The sequence below is a fragment of the Hymenobacter defluvii genome (genome assembly GCF_017589435.1).
Classification (GTDB): domain Bacteria; phylum Bacteroidota; class Bacteroidia; order Cytophagales; family Hymenobacteraceae; genus Hymenobacter; species Hymenobacter profundi.
In genome coordinates, this window is the sequence record NZ_JAGETX010000006.1 from 130,175 (window position 1) to 144,684 (window position 14,510).

The window sequence follows — 14,510 nt, forward strand, 5'->3', positions numbered from 1 at the left end:
CCACTGGTCAAAATGACGTTCTGTTTATTTTAATGCTTTACTACAAGCAACTTACAACGCGTGCTCTGCCAGCGCGCGGTAGATATCGTACACGCTCTTGTCGTTGCGGAAGGTTTTGCGGATGGGGTCAGCCTGCCCGCGCACCCAAATGTGTAGCTCCGATTCAAGGTCGAAATGGCCCACAGTTTCCATCGAAAACCGCTCGATGCTGCGATAGGGCACGCTTAGGAACTCCTGTTTCTTGCCCGTCATGCCTTGCTTGTCTACCAGTATCAGCCGCTTGTTGGTGAAGATAAGCTGGTCGCGGATGATGGCGTAGGCGTGCTCAATTCGCTCGCCGGAAGCCAGGATGCGGTTGAGTTGCTGCTGTAGTTCCTGCGCGTCTTTTTCGGATGCGTTGCCAAGTAGGCCGTCGAGTAGTCCCATGAGGTTGTGATTTTGTTAAGGAAGTGCTTGCCAGTAAGAACGTAATCTGCTGTGTTGCTGGTTGTCTGATTTTATAACGTGCTAGTAGTGAAGCTGCTGCAAGGTTAGTAAAAGCCGCAGTAGCCAGAGGGTAGACAGCATGCGGCCCTGGCTGCTCGCCTTCATAGGGGAGACACCGGGCAATCTATTCGAGCGAGAAGCTAATCTTTACGACAAGGGTGGTTCGATGAGGCAGTTTGTCGTATGGATGCCGCGTTGTAGTACCCTGTACCTTGCTAACGGAAACAAGTCAATAGTTCATCTTCCTACCGTGAGACGAAGAGCAGCACTAAAAAACCTGGGCGGCCTACTAGCGGCCCCAGCGGTACACGTGGGCGCGGCAGCACCAGCAGAGCAGCCGGTTCTGCGCATCGCACACCTCACCGATATTCACCTGAAAAATGATCTGGGGGCACCGGCCAAGTTTACGCGGTGCCTGCACCATGTGCAGCAGCAAACGCCCAAGGTACAGCTTATCATGAATGGCGGAGACGTGGTGTTTGATATGAACAAGGAAAACCTGGGTGCAATTGACGACCAGTGGAAGCTGATGAAATCCGTTCTCAAGGCCGAATGCAGCCTGCCTATGGTCTACTGTCTGGGAAACCACGACATCTGGTGGCACGAGAACACCAAAGGACAGGCGACCTACGGCAAGCAGTATGCAATGCAGCAGCTGGAGCTGGCAAAGCCCTACTACAGCTTCAGCCGCAGCGGCTGGAAGTTTATTGTGCTGGACAGCGTGCACCTGGACGTAGACGCTACCTGGTACATTGGCAAGCTGGGCGACGAGCAGTTTGCGTGGCTCGAAAATGAGCTGCGCACTACCCCCGCCACCACGCCCGTGCTGGTGATGTCGCACATTCCCATCCTGACGGCGGTGCTGATGATTCAGGATGATGTTGTGAACCGCTGGGAGATGCTCGGCGGCGATATGCACACGGATACAGCCAAGATTATCAACCTGTTCTACAAGCATCCCAACGTGAAGCTCTGCTTGAGCGGGCACCTGCACCTGCGCGACAAAGTGGTGTACAACAACGTTACCTACCTCTGCAACGGCGCGGTAAGCGGGGCGTGGTGGAAAGGTAACCTGCGGGAAACCGCGCCCGGCTACGGAGTACTGGACCTGTACGCCGATGGTCGCTTCACCGAGAGCTACGTGAACTACTAATTCCGTAGCAGCAAGGTTAGATGTTGGACAGGGTGAGACGCGTATTTGCGTCTCATCGTCCGCGCCGTGTGCACGAAATTGTTCAACGACGAGACGCAAGTATGCGTCTCTACACCTTTCTGGCGGCCCTTTTAGCTAATGCAAACAAAAAAAGCGTCCGCTCTGGTAGGAGCGGACGCTTTTTGCAGAGTAGAAACACGTTTAGTTCGTGCCGCCGGCGCTGGTGTTTGTCGGCTTGTCTTCCTTCTGCTGCATCGATACTTGCTGCTGCATGGGATTTTGCTGCTGGCGCTGCTGGTACTCAAACAGCTCGAAGCGCGAGGGTGCTACCTGGCGAGGGTAGGCGTTGTTCGAGAGGTCGGTGTCGGCGGTTTGCTGGTAGGGGTCCAGCACGAAGGCCGTTACGGGCTTTTCGGTTACGAATACCTTGGTAACGTGCTCGTTGTTTTTACGCCAGATTTCGGCCGGAATGTTCACTATTTCCTTCTTGCCGTCGGCGTAGGTCATTTCCACAATCACGGGCATCACCAGGCCGCCCAGGTTTTTCAGGTCTACCTCATAGAAGTGCAGGCCCTGGCTGAGGCGTTGCTGCTGCTCAGGCTTCAGGGTTTTCACATACTGCTGGTAGCGCTGCTTGTCGGCGGCGGTGGTGTTCAGCGGGTCGTAGTTGTTGTAGAAGTCCTTCAACTCCGGCTTCTTGTCTACCAGCGTTTTGGGAATATCCTGCAGGTTGCGCATGTCCGAAATACTCTTCGGCGCGGTGTTGATCTGCTGGCGCTTCAGGGCGTTTTCTACCTCCGGGTTCTTCGAGTCTACGGTGTACGACTTCACGCCTTCAATGCTGAGGTCGGTGTGGTCGTTGGTGTAGAACCAGCCGCGCCAGAACCAGTCGAGGTCCACGGCCGAGGCGTCTTCCATCGTGCGGAAGAAGTCGGCGGGCTCGGGGTGCTTGTATGCCCAACGGGTAGCGTACTGCTTGAACGCGTAGTCGAACAGCTCGCGGCCCATCACGGTTTCACGCAGCACGTTCAGGGCGGTAGCGGGCTTGCCATAGGCGTTGTTGCCGAGCTGTAGCACCGATTCTGAGTTCGACATAATGGGCGTTTGCACGCTTGGCGACGACTTCATGTAGTCCACCATGTTGCGGGGCTCGCCGCGGCGCGAGGGGTAGTTACGCTCCCATTCCTGCTCCGTAAGGTACTGCACAAAGGTGTTCAGGCCTTCGTCCATCCACGTCCACTGGCGCTCGTCGCTGTTCACAATCATCGGGAAGAAGTTGTGCCCTACCTCGTGGATAATCACCGAAATCATCCCGTATTTCCGCTCCGCCGAGTACGTTCCGTCAGCCTCCGGCCGGCCGCCGTTGAAGCACAGCATGGGATACTCCATGCCGCCCACCGGGCCGTGCACCGAAATAGCCACCGGGTACTCGTAAGGAATGGTAAACTTAGAATAGGTCTTGATGGTGTGCGCCACTACCTCCGTGGAGTACTGGCCCCACAGCGGGTTGCCCTCCTTGGGGTAGTAGCTCATGCACAGCACGTTCTTGCCGCCTTGCTTGATTCCCATGGCATCCCAGATGAACTTCCGCGACGACGCCCAGGCGAAGTCACGCACGTTTTTGGCGGCGTAGGTCCAGGTTTTGGTGCCTTTGGGCTTGCCTTTTTCGGCTTGCTCGGCCTCAGCCTGCGTCACAATCAGCACGGGCTTGCTGGCGCCCTGGGCGTTGTTGAGGCGCTGGCGTTGGGTGCTGGTGAGTACCTCATTGGGGTTTTGCAGCGTGCCGGTAGAGCCCACAATGTGGTCGGAAGGCGCCGTGATGCTCACGCGGTAGTCGCCGAAGGGTAGGGCAAACTCGCCCGCACCCAGGAATTGCTTGTTCTGCCAGCCCTGAAAGTCCGAGTACACGGCCATGCGGGGGTAAAACTGCGCAATTTCGTAGAGGTAGTTGCCGTCTTTGGGGAAGAACTCGTAGCCCGAGCGCTGGCTGATTTTAGTCTGGTCGTTGATGTTGTAGTGCCAGGCAATGCTGAATGTCACCGACTGCTTGGGCTTGAGGGGGGTAGGCAGATCAATGCGCATCATCGTGTGATTGATGGTGTGCTTCAGCGCCGCGCCTTTCAGCTTCACCGACTCAATCTTAAACCCACCGTCAAACTCCGACCGCTCGATGTAGTCCATAGCCTGAAACGGCATCCGGGTTTGCAGCTGGTTGGTTTGGGTAGCCGTGGTCATGGAGTTTTTGTCCATGATGTTCTGGTCGAGCTGCACCCAGAGGTAGGGCAACTCGTCGGGCGAGAGGTTGGTGTAGGTGATGTCCTCGGAGCCCGTAATGGCCTGCTTCTCGTCGTCCAGCTTCACCTTAATGTTATAGTCGGCGCGCTGCTGCCAGTAGGCGTGGCCGGGAGCACCACTGGCCGTACGGTACTCGTTGGGCGTCGGCAGCTCGGGGCCGAGCTGCGCAAACTTGTCGGTGCCGGAGTTAGTGCTCTGGGCCAGGGCCGGGGCGGTTGCCGTCAGCATCGCAACGCCAGCCGTCAGAAGCAGGTAGTGTTTCAGCATGAAAATCAGGAGGAAAACAAGAAAAAAGGAGGAGAAACAAATATACTCAAAAGCACGCGTAGCCGCACCTGTAAAGACAGAAGGCACCTACCAAGCGTTGCACGGCCACAGTGCCTACCCTATTAGCAGCACCAGGGCAATGCCCAAGGCAGCCCCGCTGGTGATCAGCACCCAGTCGCGGCGCACGGCGTCGAAGCCGCGCAACACCAGAAAACCCAGCAGCAGAATGAGGCCCACAATCAGCAATTGCCCTACCTCTACGCCCAAATTGAAGCTGAGCAACTCCAGCACCGGCTTGCTTTGCTGGCCCAGCAGCTCCCGCAGGTAGCTCGAAAACCCCAGGCCATGAATCAGCCCGAAGCTGGCGGCCAGCAAGTTGGGTAGGGTGAGTACCAGCGGCTCGCGCCGGGTAGGGGCCACAATGGGCCGGGTATTGGCCCGACCCGCCTTCACAATGTTTACGAGACAGGTGATGAGGATTGTCACCGGAATCAGCTTCTCAATCAGCGCCGGGCTATACTGCACCACGTTCAGGGTAGCTAGGGCCAGCGTGATGCTGTGGCCCACTGTGAAGCTCGTGACCAGCGCCACTACCCGCCGCCAGTCGCTGAGCACATAGGGCGCGCACAAGGCCAGCAGGAACACCAGGTGGTCGTAGGCCTGCAGGTTGAAGATGTGGAAAAACCCAAGCTGGAAGTAGGTCTGGAAGACGGACGACATCTGGCAAAGCTAACAAACTGGCGCATATACGGCCGGTTGCATATTGTTCAGCAACAGGATAGAGGTCGTAGCCTTAGTAAATCAAGGAGATAATCGGCTGCTGATGGGCTTTCGTGCGTGTCATTTTGGATTGCCAGCAAGCGGAGGGTAGGGGCAAGTAGGACCGTTGCACAGGGAGGGTAGGGTGGCGGTACGGGAAAGCAACGCGGGAAATACGTAGCGTAAAATCCCTATTTATCCGGGTCATATTACGGGTTTTTACGGTGGTAGCACGCTAGAGGCGAGGCGTATAGCAAGATGACCGCAACGCTTGTACCCACTGATAAGAGCAGCGCAGAAGCAAACCTCAGCCTCCCTGGCCCACATACTGGTAGGAAAGCAGCCTTCTGGCATGACGAGAAAGAATAACTATGGATTTTGCCCCCTTGTTCTTCGGCGCATTCTTCGGGTTGTATGCGCTGGTGTTGCTAGCACTGCTGTGGCCCCGCCCTACCTCCCGCCTACCCAAGCGCTACCCACGGGTGAGTATTCTGGTGGCAGCACGCAACGAAGAAGCCACCATTGAGCGGTGCCTGCGGGCGCTGGCAGTCCTGAACTACCCCGCAGACTTGCTCGAAATCCTGATTGGCGATGACGCCTCCACTGACGATACACAAGCGGTAGTGCGGCGCTTCATTGCCGACAAGCCCCATTTTCGGCTGCTGCCCATCCGGCACCGGCTGGGTACGGCTCGTGGCAAAAGCAACGTGCTGGCCCATCTCTGCCGCGCCGCCACCGCCGATTACTTTCTGATTACCGATGCCGATATGGCCCTCTCGCCCGAATGGGTGCACACCATGCTGGCTGCCGCTACCCCGGCCGTGGGCATCGTAACGGGCATTACCACGGCGGGTGGCTCGCTGTTTGGCCGCTTGCAGGGGCTCGACTGGCTGTTCGGACTCAGCCTGATTCGTTTGCTTACCGATTGGGGAGTACCCGTAACGGCCGTCGGCAACAACATGCTGGTCCGCCGCTCCGCCTACGAATCTATTGGAGGCTACGAGGCCCTGGCCTTCAGCATTAGCGAAGACTTACAACTGTTTGAGCGGGTAGTAGCGCAAGGGTGGCAGTTTCGCAACCTAGTGTTGCCCACAGCGCTGGGCGTGTCGGTGGCGCAGCCCACGATGCGGCACCTGCTGCGCCAGCGCAAACGCTGGATGAAAGGCACCGCGCACCTACCCTGGCAGCTAAGCACGTTGTTTGGGTCCTACGCGTTGTTTTACATAGTACTTGGTTGGCCGGGTATATTGCCGCTGAGCGTCATCGGGGCCTTATGGGCCGCGAAGGTGGGCTGCCAGACGCTGTTCCTAACTATTACGCTCCGGCAAGCCGGCCACCGCGAGCGGCTGTCGGTGCTGCTGCTCTACGAGTTCTACCTACCGGTTATGTCGTTGGCGGTGTTGGGGTATACCGTCTGGCCGCACCCCATCGAGTGGAAAGAGCGTCGCTACAAGTGGGCGGAAGCGTAGTGTGGGTTCTATAAAAAGGAAGAGTGATACGTGGTCGGTACGCTTCTACCAGCTATAGACAGTAGGAGCGTAAGCACTACCATTCGGGGATCTGCAGCCGATGTAAGCTCGCAACAGGGTAGGGAACTAGATAGCGTCTTAAGCCACTAGGTAGGTCGGTGAGTTGGCAGCGTGCAACAGCTGCTCGTCGGCCAGGTAGCGGTGCAGGCCGCTTTCCAGACTGGGTAGCAGTATTCCCTGCTGGCTGCCCAAGGCGCTGAAATTCGGACGCGTGGCAGCCCACCCAAACGAGGCGGCCGGTCGGGGCACCACGCTGCCCGAATCCAGGCCCGCGGTTCCTATAGCCAGACGAGCCAGCTCGGCCCAGGTGCAGGTACCGTCGTTGGCCAGGTGCCAGATGCCGTGCTCCTCATCCAGCAGCAAATCCAAAGCAGTGTTCACCAGATCGGGCAGGTAGGTAGGAGAAACTACCACGTCGTCGGCCGCCGCAAAGGACTCGCCCAGCCGGGCAGCAGTCAGCGCGTGGTGCACAAAATTATGCTCGTCCCAGGCCCCAAAGAAGGCACTTGAGCGCACTACCAATGCCTTGGGCTGGTGCGCCAACACAGCCTGCTCGGCTTGCAGCTTGCTGTGCCCATACACGTTGAGGGGGCAGGCGGGGTCGTGTTCGAGGTAGGCACGGCGTTGCTTGCCATCGAACACCAGATCAGAAGAAAAGGTGAGCAGCGGCACCTGCTGGGCGGCGCAGGCCTGTGCCAGCAGGGTAGGACCCAGCGTGTTTTCGCGGTAGCACTGCTTGGCGTCAGTTTCGGCGGTGTTTACGCGCACGTAGCCGGCCGCATTCACCACGGCCCAGGGCTCGTACTGTCGCAGAGCTGCTGCAATGGCGTCAGCATCCGTAATATCCAGCTCATCCCTACCCAGGCTGATGGTTGCCAGCCCCCGAATCTCACAAATTAGACGGAAAGCGTGGCCCAGCGTGCCGTTGCCACCCGTAATAAGGAGGGGCTGCATCGCAGGTAATATGTCAAGGTTGTCCATAGTAGTGAATTCAGGAAGCCGAATAGAAGCGGCTGGGGCGCTGCCACCATCCTGGCCCTTGCAAGACGGGGTGATGGTGGCGGCCGTGCCGGATGAGGTTGCGTACCATCTTGGAAAGAGCCGTAGGTCGGGGCTCCCCTCTGCGCACATCAAACACGCCGCTTTCGTACGAAACCCCATCGTGGGTGAGCAGATTGTCCCAGTCGAAAGCGCCCAGCAGCGACCATACCGTGAGGCCGCGTATATCCACACCGGTGCGGCGCAGACGGTTAGCGGCTTCCCAGGCTTGCTGAAGCCAGCGCATCTGCTCCTCGCGGGTACAACCCAGGTGCGATTCAGTGATGGCCAGCGGGAGGTGGTAGCGCGTCCAAGCCTGGCGCAATAGCTCTTCCAGGCCCAGCATCTCGGCATCGGGTACGCGCACCGCTTCCACATCTACGTACTCTGGTCGGCTACCGGTAGCCGGCACGGCGCCGTGCCCCGGATACTGCGCCACCCGCTCGTCCAAAAACCGCTCACTGGTAGCGTAGTAGTTGATGCCCAGTATATCAGGCGGCAGTGGCGAGTCCTGAAAAACGGCCAGCTCCGCTTCGCTCAGGCCGTGGCTGCGTAGGTATGACCATAGCGGGTGCGTTGCCGTAACGGTGCCGCTGAGCAAATCAAAGCTCAGCCAGCGGCGGTGGTTTTCAAACTCAGCCTGCGTAGCCAAAGCGGGGGTGTGGTGCGTTTGGCCCAGGTCCTCGGTCTGCACAAGCTGCGCCGCCGGGTTCACCCGTCGGATGGCCTGCATGGCCAGCTTCGTGGCCAGTACCTGATGGTAGAGCAGCCGCACAAATACGTTGTCGTGGGTGCCGTGTGGGTACCAAATCCCGTAGAGGCCACTGAAGCGGGCAGTCGTCAGGGGCTCGTTGACGGGCGTATAGTAACGCACCCACGGGTAGCGTTCGGCTACTAGGCCGGCATAGCGAGCCAAACCCGTAGCAAAACTTGGCTGATCGAGGGCGGTATAGCGCGGCCCACTGCCGTGATGAACCAGGCCCACAATGGGCTCTATCTTCAGTTGTTGCAGCCGTGCGAGGCGCTCGTCAGGCCAGCGCCAATCGAGTTGATCTAGGCTGATAGGAGCCACATGCTCCCACAAAACCGGGTAGCGCAAGGTGCGCAAGCCGAGCTCTGCAAACCGGTCAAGATCTGAAATCCGGTCACGGTGGCCACTACGCGTGAGCTGATCGGAATATGCGTCGCCTACTCGCCGGCAGGTGCATTCCACGCCGCCCCAGATGTCTATATTTTCCATATAGTCAGGTTATCGTTGGCAGTCGGCCGTGCGCCGTTAGCATCATCTGGTCTGCTTCTGCGGTGTGCTAGTGGCGTTTCAGAATGGGCTAACGGGCTGAAACGGTTGGGCACGCGGAGAGCAAAAACACAGGGTAGGACTTCCTCCATTCCTCTGTTGTACTCCTCGTATCGGCCGGAGGTTGCTACGGCCGGGCTTGCTGTAAAGCAAAGAGCCCACTGCTTATGGCGCTACAGTTAAGCTTCTTCCCGACAAGTAGAGGGAAGGTCCAAACGACACAGGCAAAGGACGCAGGGACCCGCTGATTAGGCTATTCCTGGACTTTTAAGTGGAAAAAGTAGCCTCCTGCCTCTAAAATGGCCTGACTGCGTTTTTTCTGCGCTAAAGTTGTAGTAGGTTGCTTGGCTTTATTTTCTACCAAACTCTACCTCATGAAGTTACAGCTACCCTTTATTGCCTTTTGGCTATTGAGCGCCAGTGCGTCTTACGCCCAAACGGAAACCCTACCCCCAATCGAAAAGCCAACTGCGCCAGCCTCCGAGGAGTTGCCTCTACCCAGTCGGCCTCTCAACAACGCAATTCCGGCTACCGAGGACCCGATGGCTGCCGCCGAAGATACTGTGCATGCCCTCACTACCCTGTATTCGCGCCGGCGGGTAGGTGGCATTAGCTGGATTGCCGGAAGCACGCTGGGCGGTGTTCGAGTGCTGACGGCCGCTAGTCAGAAAAAAACAGTTTCGGGCTCCTACGGCACAGCGGTAGTAGACGAGGGCGCAAGCGCAGGCGGCATAGCTGCTGGCCTGGGCGTGATGCTGCTATTTGATGCCTATGGCGCCAGTAAGCTTGCTCGCTTTAGCGCTGCGAAGCAGGCGGCTCTTATTGCAGATGTGCGTGCCGGCAAGCCACTACCCGCTAATGTGCGTCACCGCCTCAAGCCACGGTTTTTCAAGCAGGTTGTGGTACCATATAAAGCCGTTAAGTATAAGCCTGTCTAGCATATGCGATTGATTCTCACGTTGGGGCTGGCAGTGCTTCTTGCCGGTACCTTGCAGGCACAGTCGATAACGCCCGCGGCTCCACTGCCTCGCCACCAGCCTCCTGCCGACTCGGGAGCAGTGCTGCTATTCAATGGTTGGTACCTGCCGCGCTACCAGCCAGCCGGTGCCGAAGCCGACACAACGGGTGCCCTCCTTTCCATGTTTCGGCGGCAGCGGCGGGGTGGTTTTGTGTACACTATTCCCTTTATCGTGGGCATGTCCTTGTCCCTACCCATCTCCACTACCGACAGCTATGGCCAGCAGGTAACGGCCGAGAAAGCCATTGCGCCACCACTGGGCGTGCCTATTCTGGCTGGTACAATAGTGGGCTTTATCCTGCATGCAAATGCGTATAACAAGAAGCATTTGCTAACGGTAGACCAAGCATATGTCGCTGGGCAGCCAATACCCAGCAAATATCGTCGGCGTTTGAAGCCAGTGCATTTCCAAGAGGCAGCCCAAATGCGACTGCTACTCCGCGAACAGATGGAGTACGAACAGCGCCACCCGCAGGCCCAGGCGCGGTAGTTATTAGTTTACATTCTCTTGCTATGCAAATTTATTGGAGTAATAGAAGAATCAATTGGTTTTATTAGCTTTAGCACGTTCACTTATTTATTCATATTACTCCATGACTAAACGTGTACTTGTTATTAGCTGTATGCTGCTACTTAGCGGTAAGATACAGGCTCAATCGGCTGAAAAAGCTGAGTTGGTCACTGCCAACTTCTCCCGCGCTGACACTGTACAGGCTGTGCAGCGCATATTCAGCAAACATCGGGCGGGTGGTTGGATCTGGACGACTGCTGGGGGCATACTCGCTGGCCGCGTCGCATCTGTAGCAATTAGCAATAGCTCTGATCCTATTCCTACTTCTGCTGGGCAGACAATCCTTGGTCTGGCTGTGTTTGGAGGGGTACCAGCTGGCATTGGCATCAATAAGTTGGTGCGTTTCAGCAATGCTAAAGAAGAACAGGTAATATCGCTTTACCAAAATACAGGGGTATTGCCACGCTACATCGGCAAGCGGCTAAAGACGAAGTACTTCAAGTCGTAAGCAAAAGCCCCGCTGGCATTATGCCAGCGGGGCTTTTTAGCCTATGCTGAAATCGCCTACCAACAGTAGGTAGCCCACGTTCACGAACTGGATGTAGTCATCTTCATAGTACGGCTTTTACTAACGCGTTCTTGATGAATTATTGGAATAACAAATAAGGGTATTGTCGTTTGGCTAGCTTTGACACGTCTTAGTCTATTCACGCATACATTACTTAATGACTAAATGTGTACTTGGTATTAGCTGCATATTACTGTTTAACAGTAAGCTATGTGCACAATCGACCGGCGTGGCTGACTTATCGACTGTTACGCTCTCCCGCTCTGATACTGTACGTGCTATACAACGTGTATTCAGCAAGCACCGAACCGGTGGTTGGATATGGACAGCAGTTGGTAGTGCATTTGCCTTGCGTATTGCCTACGTAGACGCCACCACTAATAGCTCAGCTGGTTTGGCTAGTACCACCGGCGGTACAATAGTAGGAATAGGTCTGTTGGGTGGTCTGCCGGTGGGTATTGGTGTAAATAAGCTTACACGTTTTAGCCGCACGAAAGAAGAGCAGGTAATGGCACTGTACGAAAGCTCAGGCATTCTGCCGCCATATGTCAAGAAACGATTGAAACCGCGTGCTTTTCGCAGGTAAAAAAAGCCCCGCTGGCACAACGCCAGCGGGGCTTTTTATAGACTGCAACGGCCTACTCTACCGTCGGCAACTCCACATTCATGAAGCGGATGTGTCCGTCTTCCAGCACAGCTTCCACTACCGAATCCTTCGATACCTGGTCACTGAGGATTTCCTTGCTCAACTCGTTCAGGATCTGGCGCTGAAGCACGCGCTTGAGCGGGCGGGCACCAAACTGCGGGTCGAATCCGGCCTCGCCCAGGTAGTCGAGCACCTCATCGGTGGCTTCCAGGCGGATGCCAGCTTCTTCCAGGCGCTGCTGAATCTGCTTGAACTGGATATCCACGATCTTGCGGATTTCCTTGCGCTTCAGCGGCTCGAACATGATAATTTCATCAATCCGGTTCAGGAACTCGGGGCGCATGTGCTGCTTCAGGCGGTCGATTACCTCCTCGCGGGTGCGGTCGAGCACTTCCTCGGCGTTGTACTCATTCAACTCCTTGAAATTGCGCTGGATGATGTCGGCGCCCGTGTTCGAGGTCATGATGATGATGGTGTTCTTGAAGTTCGCCACCCGGCCTTTGTTGTCGGTGAGGCGACCATCATCGAGCACTTGCAGCAAGATGTTGAACACGTCGGGGTGGGCCTTCTCAATCTCGTCGAGCAGCACCACCGAGTAGGGCTTGCGACGCACGGCCTCAGTCAGCTGACCGCCTTCGTCGTAGCCCACGTAGCCGGGAGGTGCCCCAATCAGGCGCGATACGGCGTGGCGCTCCTGAAACTCGCTCATGTCGATGCGCACCATGGCGTTTTCGTCGTTGAACAAGTACTCAGCCAAGGCCTTTGCCAGCTCAGTTTTCCCTACCCCCGTGGTACCCAGAAAGATAAACGAACCGATTGGGCGGCGCGGGTCCTGCAAGCCAGCACGCGAGCGGCGCACGGCATCCGAAATAGCCGCAATGGCTTCGGCCTGACCCGCCACGCGGCGGCCCAACTCTTCTTCCAGGTGCAGCAGTTTCTCCCGGTCGCTGGCCAGCATCTTGCTCACCGGAATACCGGTCCACTTGGCTACTACCTCGGCAATGTCCTCGCTGGTTACTACCTCTTGCAGCATCGAGCCACCGTCTTTGTTGTCGTTGGCTTGTTCCTGCAAGGTTTTCAGCGAGGCCTCAGCCTCTTGAATTTTGCCGTAGCGCAGCTCCGCCACGCGGCCGTAGTCGCCCTGGCGCTCGGCCTGCTCGGCCTCTACCTTGAAGCGCTCGATGTTCTCTTTCTGTGTCTGAATGTCCGTGAGCACCGATTTCTCCGATTCCCATCGCGCTTTCAGCGAGTCGCGCTGCTCGCCCAGGTCGGCCAGCTCTTTGTTGAGCACGGCTTCGCGGTCGTGGTTTTCCTCGCGCCGGATAGCCTCGCGCTCAATTTCCAGCTGCATCATACGGCGCTGCACCTCGTCCAGCTCCACCGGCATCGAGTTCAGCTCAATGCGCAGCTTGGCGGCCGCCTCGTCCATCAGGTCGATGGCCTTGTCGGGTAGGAAACGGTCGGTGATGTAGCGGTTCGACAGCTCCACGGCCGCAATCACGGCGTCGTCGGTGATGCGTACGCCGTGGTGCAGCTCGTACTTTTCCTTGATGCCGCGCATAATGCTGATGGCGTCGGGAACCGTAGGCTCATCCACCGTCACGGCCTGAAAGCGTCGCTCCAACGCCTTGTCCTTCTCGATGTACTTCTGGTACTCGGCGAGGGTAGTAGCGCCAATAGCATGCAGTTCGCCGCGGGCCAGCGCTGGCTTCAACAGGTTAGCGGCGTCCATGGCGGAGTCGCCACCCGCGCCAGCGCCAATCAAGGTGTGCATCTCGTCGATGAACAGCACAATCTGGCCTTCCGAGTCGGTTACTTCTTTGATAACGGCTTTCAGGCGCTCCTCAAACTCGCCCTTGTACTTGGCGCCCGCAATGAGCAGGCCCATATCGAGCGACATGATGGTTTTGTCCTGAAGGTTTTCGGGCACGTCGCCAGCCACGATGCGTTGAGCCAGACCCTCCACAATGGCGGTCTTGCCAACGCCCGGCTCACCGAGCAGCACCGGGTTGTTCTTGGTACGGCGCGACAGAATCTGCAACACCCGCCGAATCTCCTCGTCGCGGCCAATCACGGGGTCCATGTTGCCGGTGCGCACCCGCTCGTTCAGGTTGATGGCGTAACGGTTCAGGCTCTGGTATTGGTCCTCGGCCGACTGGCTATTTACCGTGCGGCCTCCGCGGAGTTCTTTAATCGCGGCCTTCAGATTTTTCTCCGTGAAGCCCGCGTCTTTCAGCAGCGTGGCCGTGCTATCCTTGCCGCCCAGGATACCCAGCAGCATATGTTCGATCGACACGTACTCATCGCCGAATTCTTTCAAAAAGCCCGTAGCCCGCTGCAATGCCGCGTTGGCATCGTTGGAGAGGTAGGGCGAGCCGCCGCTTACCTTGGGGTAGCCACTCACGATGGCGTCCAGGCGTTGCGTCAGCAGGTTTTGATTGGCTCCCAGCTTCTTGGTCAGGAAGCCCACCACGTTTTCATCCGATTGCAGAATTCCCCGTAGCAAATGCCCCGTCTCGATGGCCTGCTGCTGGTTGGCGCCCGCAATCTCGGTGGCCTTTTGCACGGCCTCCTGCGCCTTGATGGTATAGTTATTAAAGTTCATTGGTCGCTAAGTCTTATTAGGTGCTTCGGGTTAGGAAGTTCTACGCAGGACATAGCAAACGAGGTGCTAGGGGATTTTGGCTGACGTTTTGGCCGGAAACGGAATTTTACGGAAAATAAATAAGACAAAATTTCAGCTTTGGCTACCTAATCCAATCAGATCGGCTTAGGTGAATCCATTACCTGCGGTACGATATACAACTCCCGGAACATTTGCTCTACCTGGCTCCGGGTTGGCGCGGCACTCCAGAAAGTAGGCGCTGATAGCGGGTAGTGGATGGTGCAGGAAATGGGTAGGCTCTATAAACGTAATAACCGACTGAAAATACACCCGAAACC

11 protein-coding genes are annotated in these 14,510 nt (G+C 57.1%); 5 read left to right on the forward strand and 6 right to left on the reverse strand.

Features of this window, described 5'->3' with window-relative positions; genetic code table 11:
• Positions 1-51: 51 nt before the first annotated feature.
• A complete protein-coding gene (locus J4D97_RS12425) occupies positions 52-426 on the reverse strand; it encodes a PH domain-containing protein (protein WP_185282494.1) in 375 nt (124 codons plus the stop codon).
• Between the two features lie 310 nt (positions 427-736).
• Here J4D97_RS12425 and J4D97_RS12430 point away from each other — a divergent pair, with 310 nt between their 5' ends.
• Positions 737-1,639, forward strand: a complete 903-nt coding sequence (locus J4D97_RS12430) for a metallophosphoesterase family protein (RefSeq protein ID WP_208307841.1) — start codon at positions 737-739, stop codon at positions 1,637-1,639.
• Positions 1,640-1,840: 201 nt separating this feature from the next.
• Here J4D97_RS12430 and J4D97_RS12435 read toward each other — a convergent pair whose 3' ends face one another.
• Both J4D97_RS12435 and J4D97_RS12440 read right to left on the reverse strand, forming a co-directional pair.
• Positions 1,841-4,201, reverse strand: a complete 2,361-nt coding sequence (locus J4D97_RS12435) for a M1 family metallopeptidase (RefSeq protein ID WP_208307842.1) — start codon at positions 4,199-4,201, stop codon at positions 1,841-1,843.
• 114 nt (positions 4,202-4,315) lie between these two features.
• The gene (locus J4D97_RS12440; RefSeq protein WP_208307843.1) at positions 4,316-4,921 is read right to left on the reverse strand and encodes a HupE/UreJ family protein; all 606 of its coding nucleotides are present in this window, start codon (positions 4,919-4,921) and stop codon (positions 4,316-4,318) included.
• Between the two features lie 410 nt (positions 4,922-5,331).
• Here J4D97_RS12440 and J4D97_RS12445 point away from each other — a divergent pair, with 410 nt between their 5' ends.
• A complete protein-coding gene (locus tag J4D97_RS12445) occupies positions 5,332-6,429 on the forward strand; it encodes a glycosyltransferase (RefSeq protein ID WP_208307844.1) in 1,098 nt (365 codons plus the stop codon).
• A 138-nt stretch (positions 6,430-6,567) separates the two neighbouring features.
• On the opposite strand, the gene J4D97_RS12450 is transcribed toward J4D97_RS12445, so the two are convergent.
• Positions 6,568-7,470 carry an SDR family oxidoreductase gene (locus J4D97_RS12450; RefSeq protein WP_208307845.1) on the reverse strand — a complete coding sequence of 301 codons (903 nt, stop codon included), beginning with the start codon at positions 7,468-7,470 and terminating at the stop codon, positions 6,568-6,570.
• Between the two features lie 10 nt (positions 7,471-7,480).
• Entirely contained in the window at positions 7,481-8,767 is a 1,287-nt protein-coding gene (locus J4D97_RS12455; RefSeq protein ID WP_208307846.1) for a family 1 glycosylhydrolase, read from the reverse strand.
• A 431-nt stretch (positions 8,768-9,198) separates the two neighbouring features.
• Between J4D97_RS12455 and J4D97_RS12460 the strand changes: the two genes are divergently transcribed.
• From J4D97_RS12460 to J4D97_RS12470, 3 genes are all read left to right on the forward strand, one after another.
• A complete protein-coding gene (locus J4D97_RS12460; protein WP_208307847.1) occupies positions 9,199-9,762 on the forward strand; it encodes a hypothetical protein in 564 nt (187 codons plus the stop codon).
• A gap of 3 nt (positions 9,763-9,765) precedes the next feature.
• On the forward strand, positions 9,766-10,332 hold the full coding sequence (locus tag J4D97_RS12465) for a hypothetical protein (RefSeq protein ID WP_208307848.1): 567 nt from the start codon (positions 9,766-9,768) through the stop codon (positions 10,330-10,332).
• Positions 10,333-10,435: 103 nt separating this feature from the next.
• Positions 10,436-10,861, forward strand: coding sequence for a hypothetical protein (locus J4D97_RS12470; RefSeq protein WP_208307849.1), 426 nt, complete (start codon positions 10,436-10,438; stop codon positions 10,859-10,861).
• Positions 10,862-11,559: 698 nt separating this feature from the next.
• On the opposite strand, the gene clpB is transcribed toward J4D97_RS12470, so the two are convergent.
• Positions 11,560-14,172 carry an ATP-dependent chaperone ClpB gene (clpB, locus tag J4D97_RS12475; RefSeq protein WP_208307850.1) on the reverse strand — a complete coding sequence of 871 codons (2,613 nt, stop codon included), beginning with the start codon at positions 14,170-14,172 and terminating at the stop codon, positions 11,560-11,562.
• Between the last annotated feature and the right edge of the window lie 338 nt (positions 14,173-14,510).

Excerpts from the sequence above, each read along its gene's own strand:
- clpB (WP_208307850.1), bottom strand. The coding sequence starts at position 14,172 with ATGAACTTTAATAACTATACCATCAAGGCGCAGGAGGCCGTGCAAAAG.
- J4D97_RS12425 (WP_185282494.1), bottom strand. The coding sequence starts at position 426 with ATGGGACTACTCGACGGCCTACTTGGCAACGCATCCGAAAAAGACGCG.
- J4D97_RS12460 (WP_208307847.1), top strand. The coding sequence starts at position 9,199 with ATGAAGTTACAGCTACCCTTTATTGCCTTTTGGCTATTGAGCGCCAGT.
- J4D97_RS12465 (WP_208307848.1), top strand. The coding sequence starts at position 9,766 with ATGCGATTGATTCTCACGTTGGGGCTGGCAGTGCTTCTTGCCGGTACC.
- J4D97_RS12455 (WP_208307846.1), bottom strand. The coding sequence starts at position 8,767 with ATGGAAAATATAGACATCTGGGGCGGCGTGGAATGCACCTGCCGGCGA.
- J4D97_RS12470 (WP_208307849.1), top strand. The coding sequence starts at position 10,436 with ATGACTAAACGTGTACTTGTTATTAGCTGTATGCTGCTACTTAGCGGT.
- J4D97_RS12445 (WP_208307844.1), top strand. The coding sequence starts at position 5,332 with ATGGATTTTGCCCCCTTGTTCTTCGGCGCATTCTTCGGGTTGTATGCG.
- J4D97_RS12435 (WP_208307842.1), bottom strand. The coding sequence starts at position 4,201 with ATGCTGAAACACTACCTGCTTCTGACGGCTGGCGTTGCGATGCTGACG.
- J4D97_RS12450 (WP_208307845.1), bottom strand. The coding sequence starts at position 7,470 with ATGGACAACCTTGACATATTACCTGCGATGCAGCCCCTCCTTATTACG.
- J4D97_RS12440 (WP_208307843.1), bottom strand. The coding sequence starts at position 4,921 with ATGTCGTCCGTCTTCCAGACCTACTTCCAGCTTGGGTTTTTCCACATC.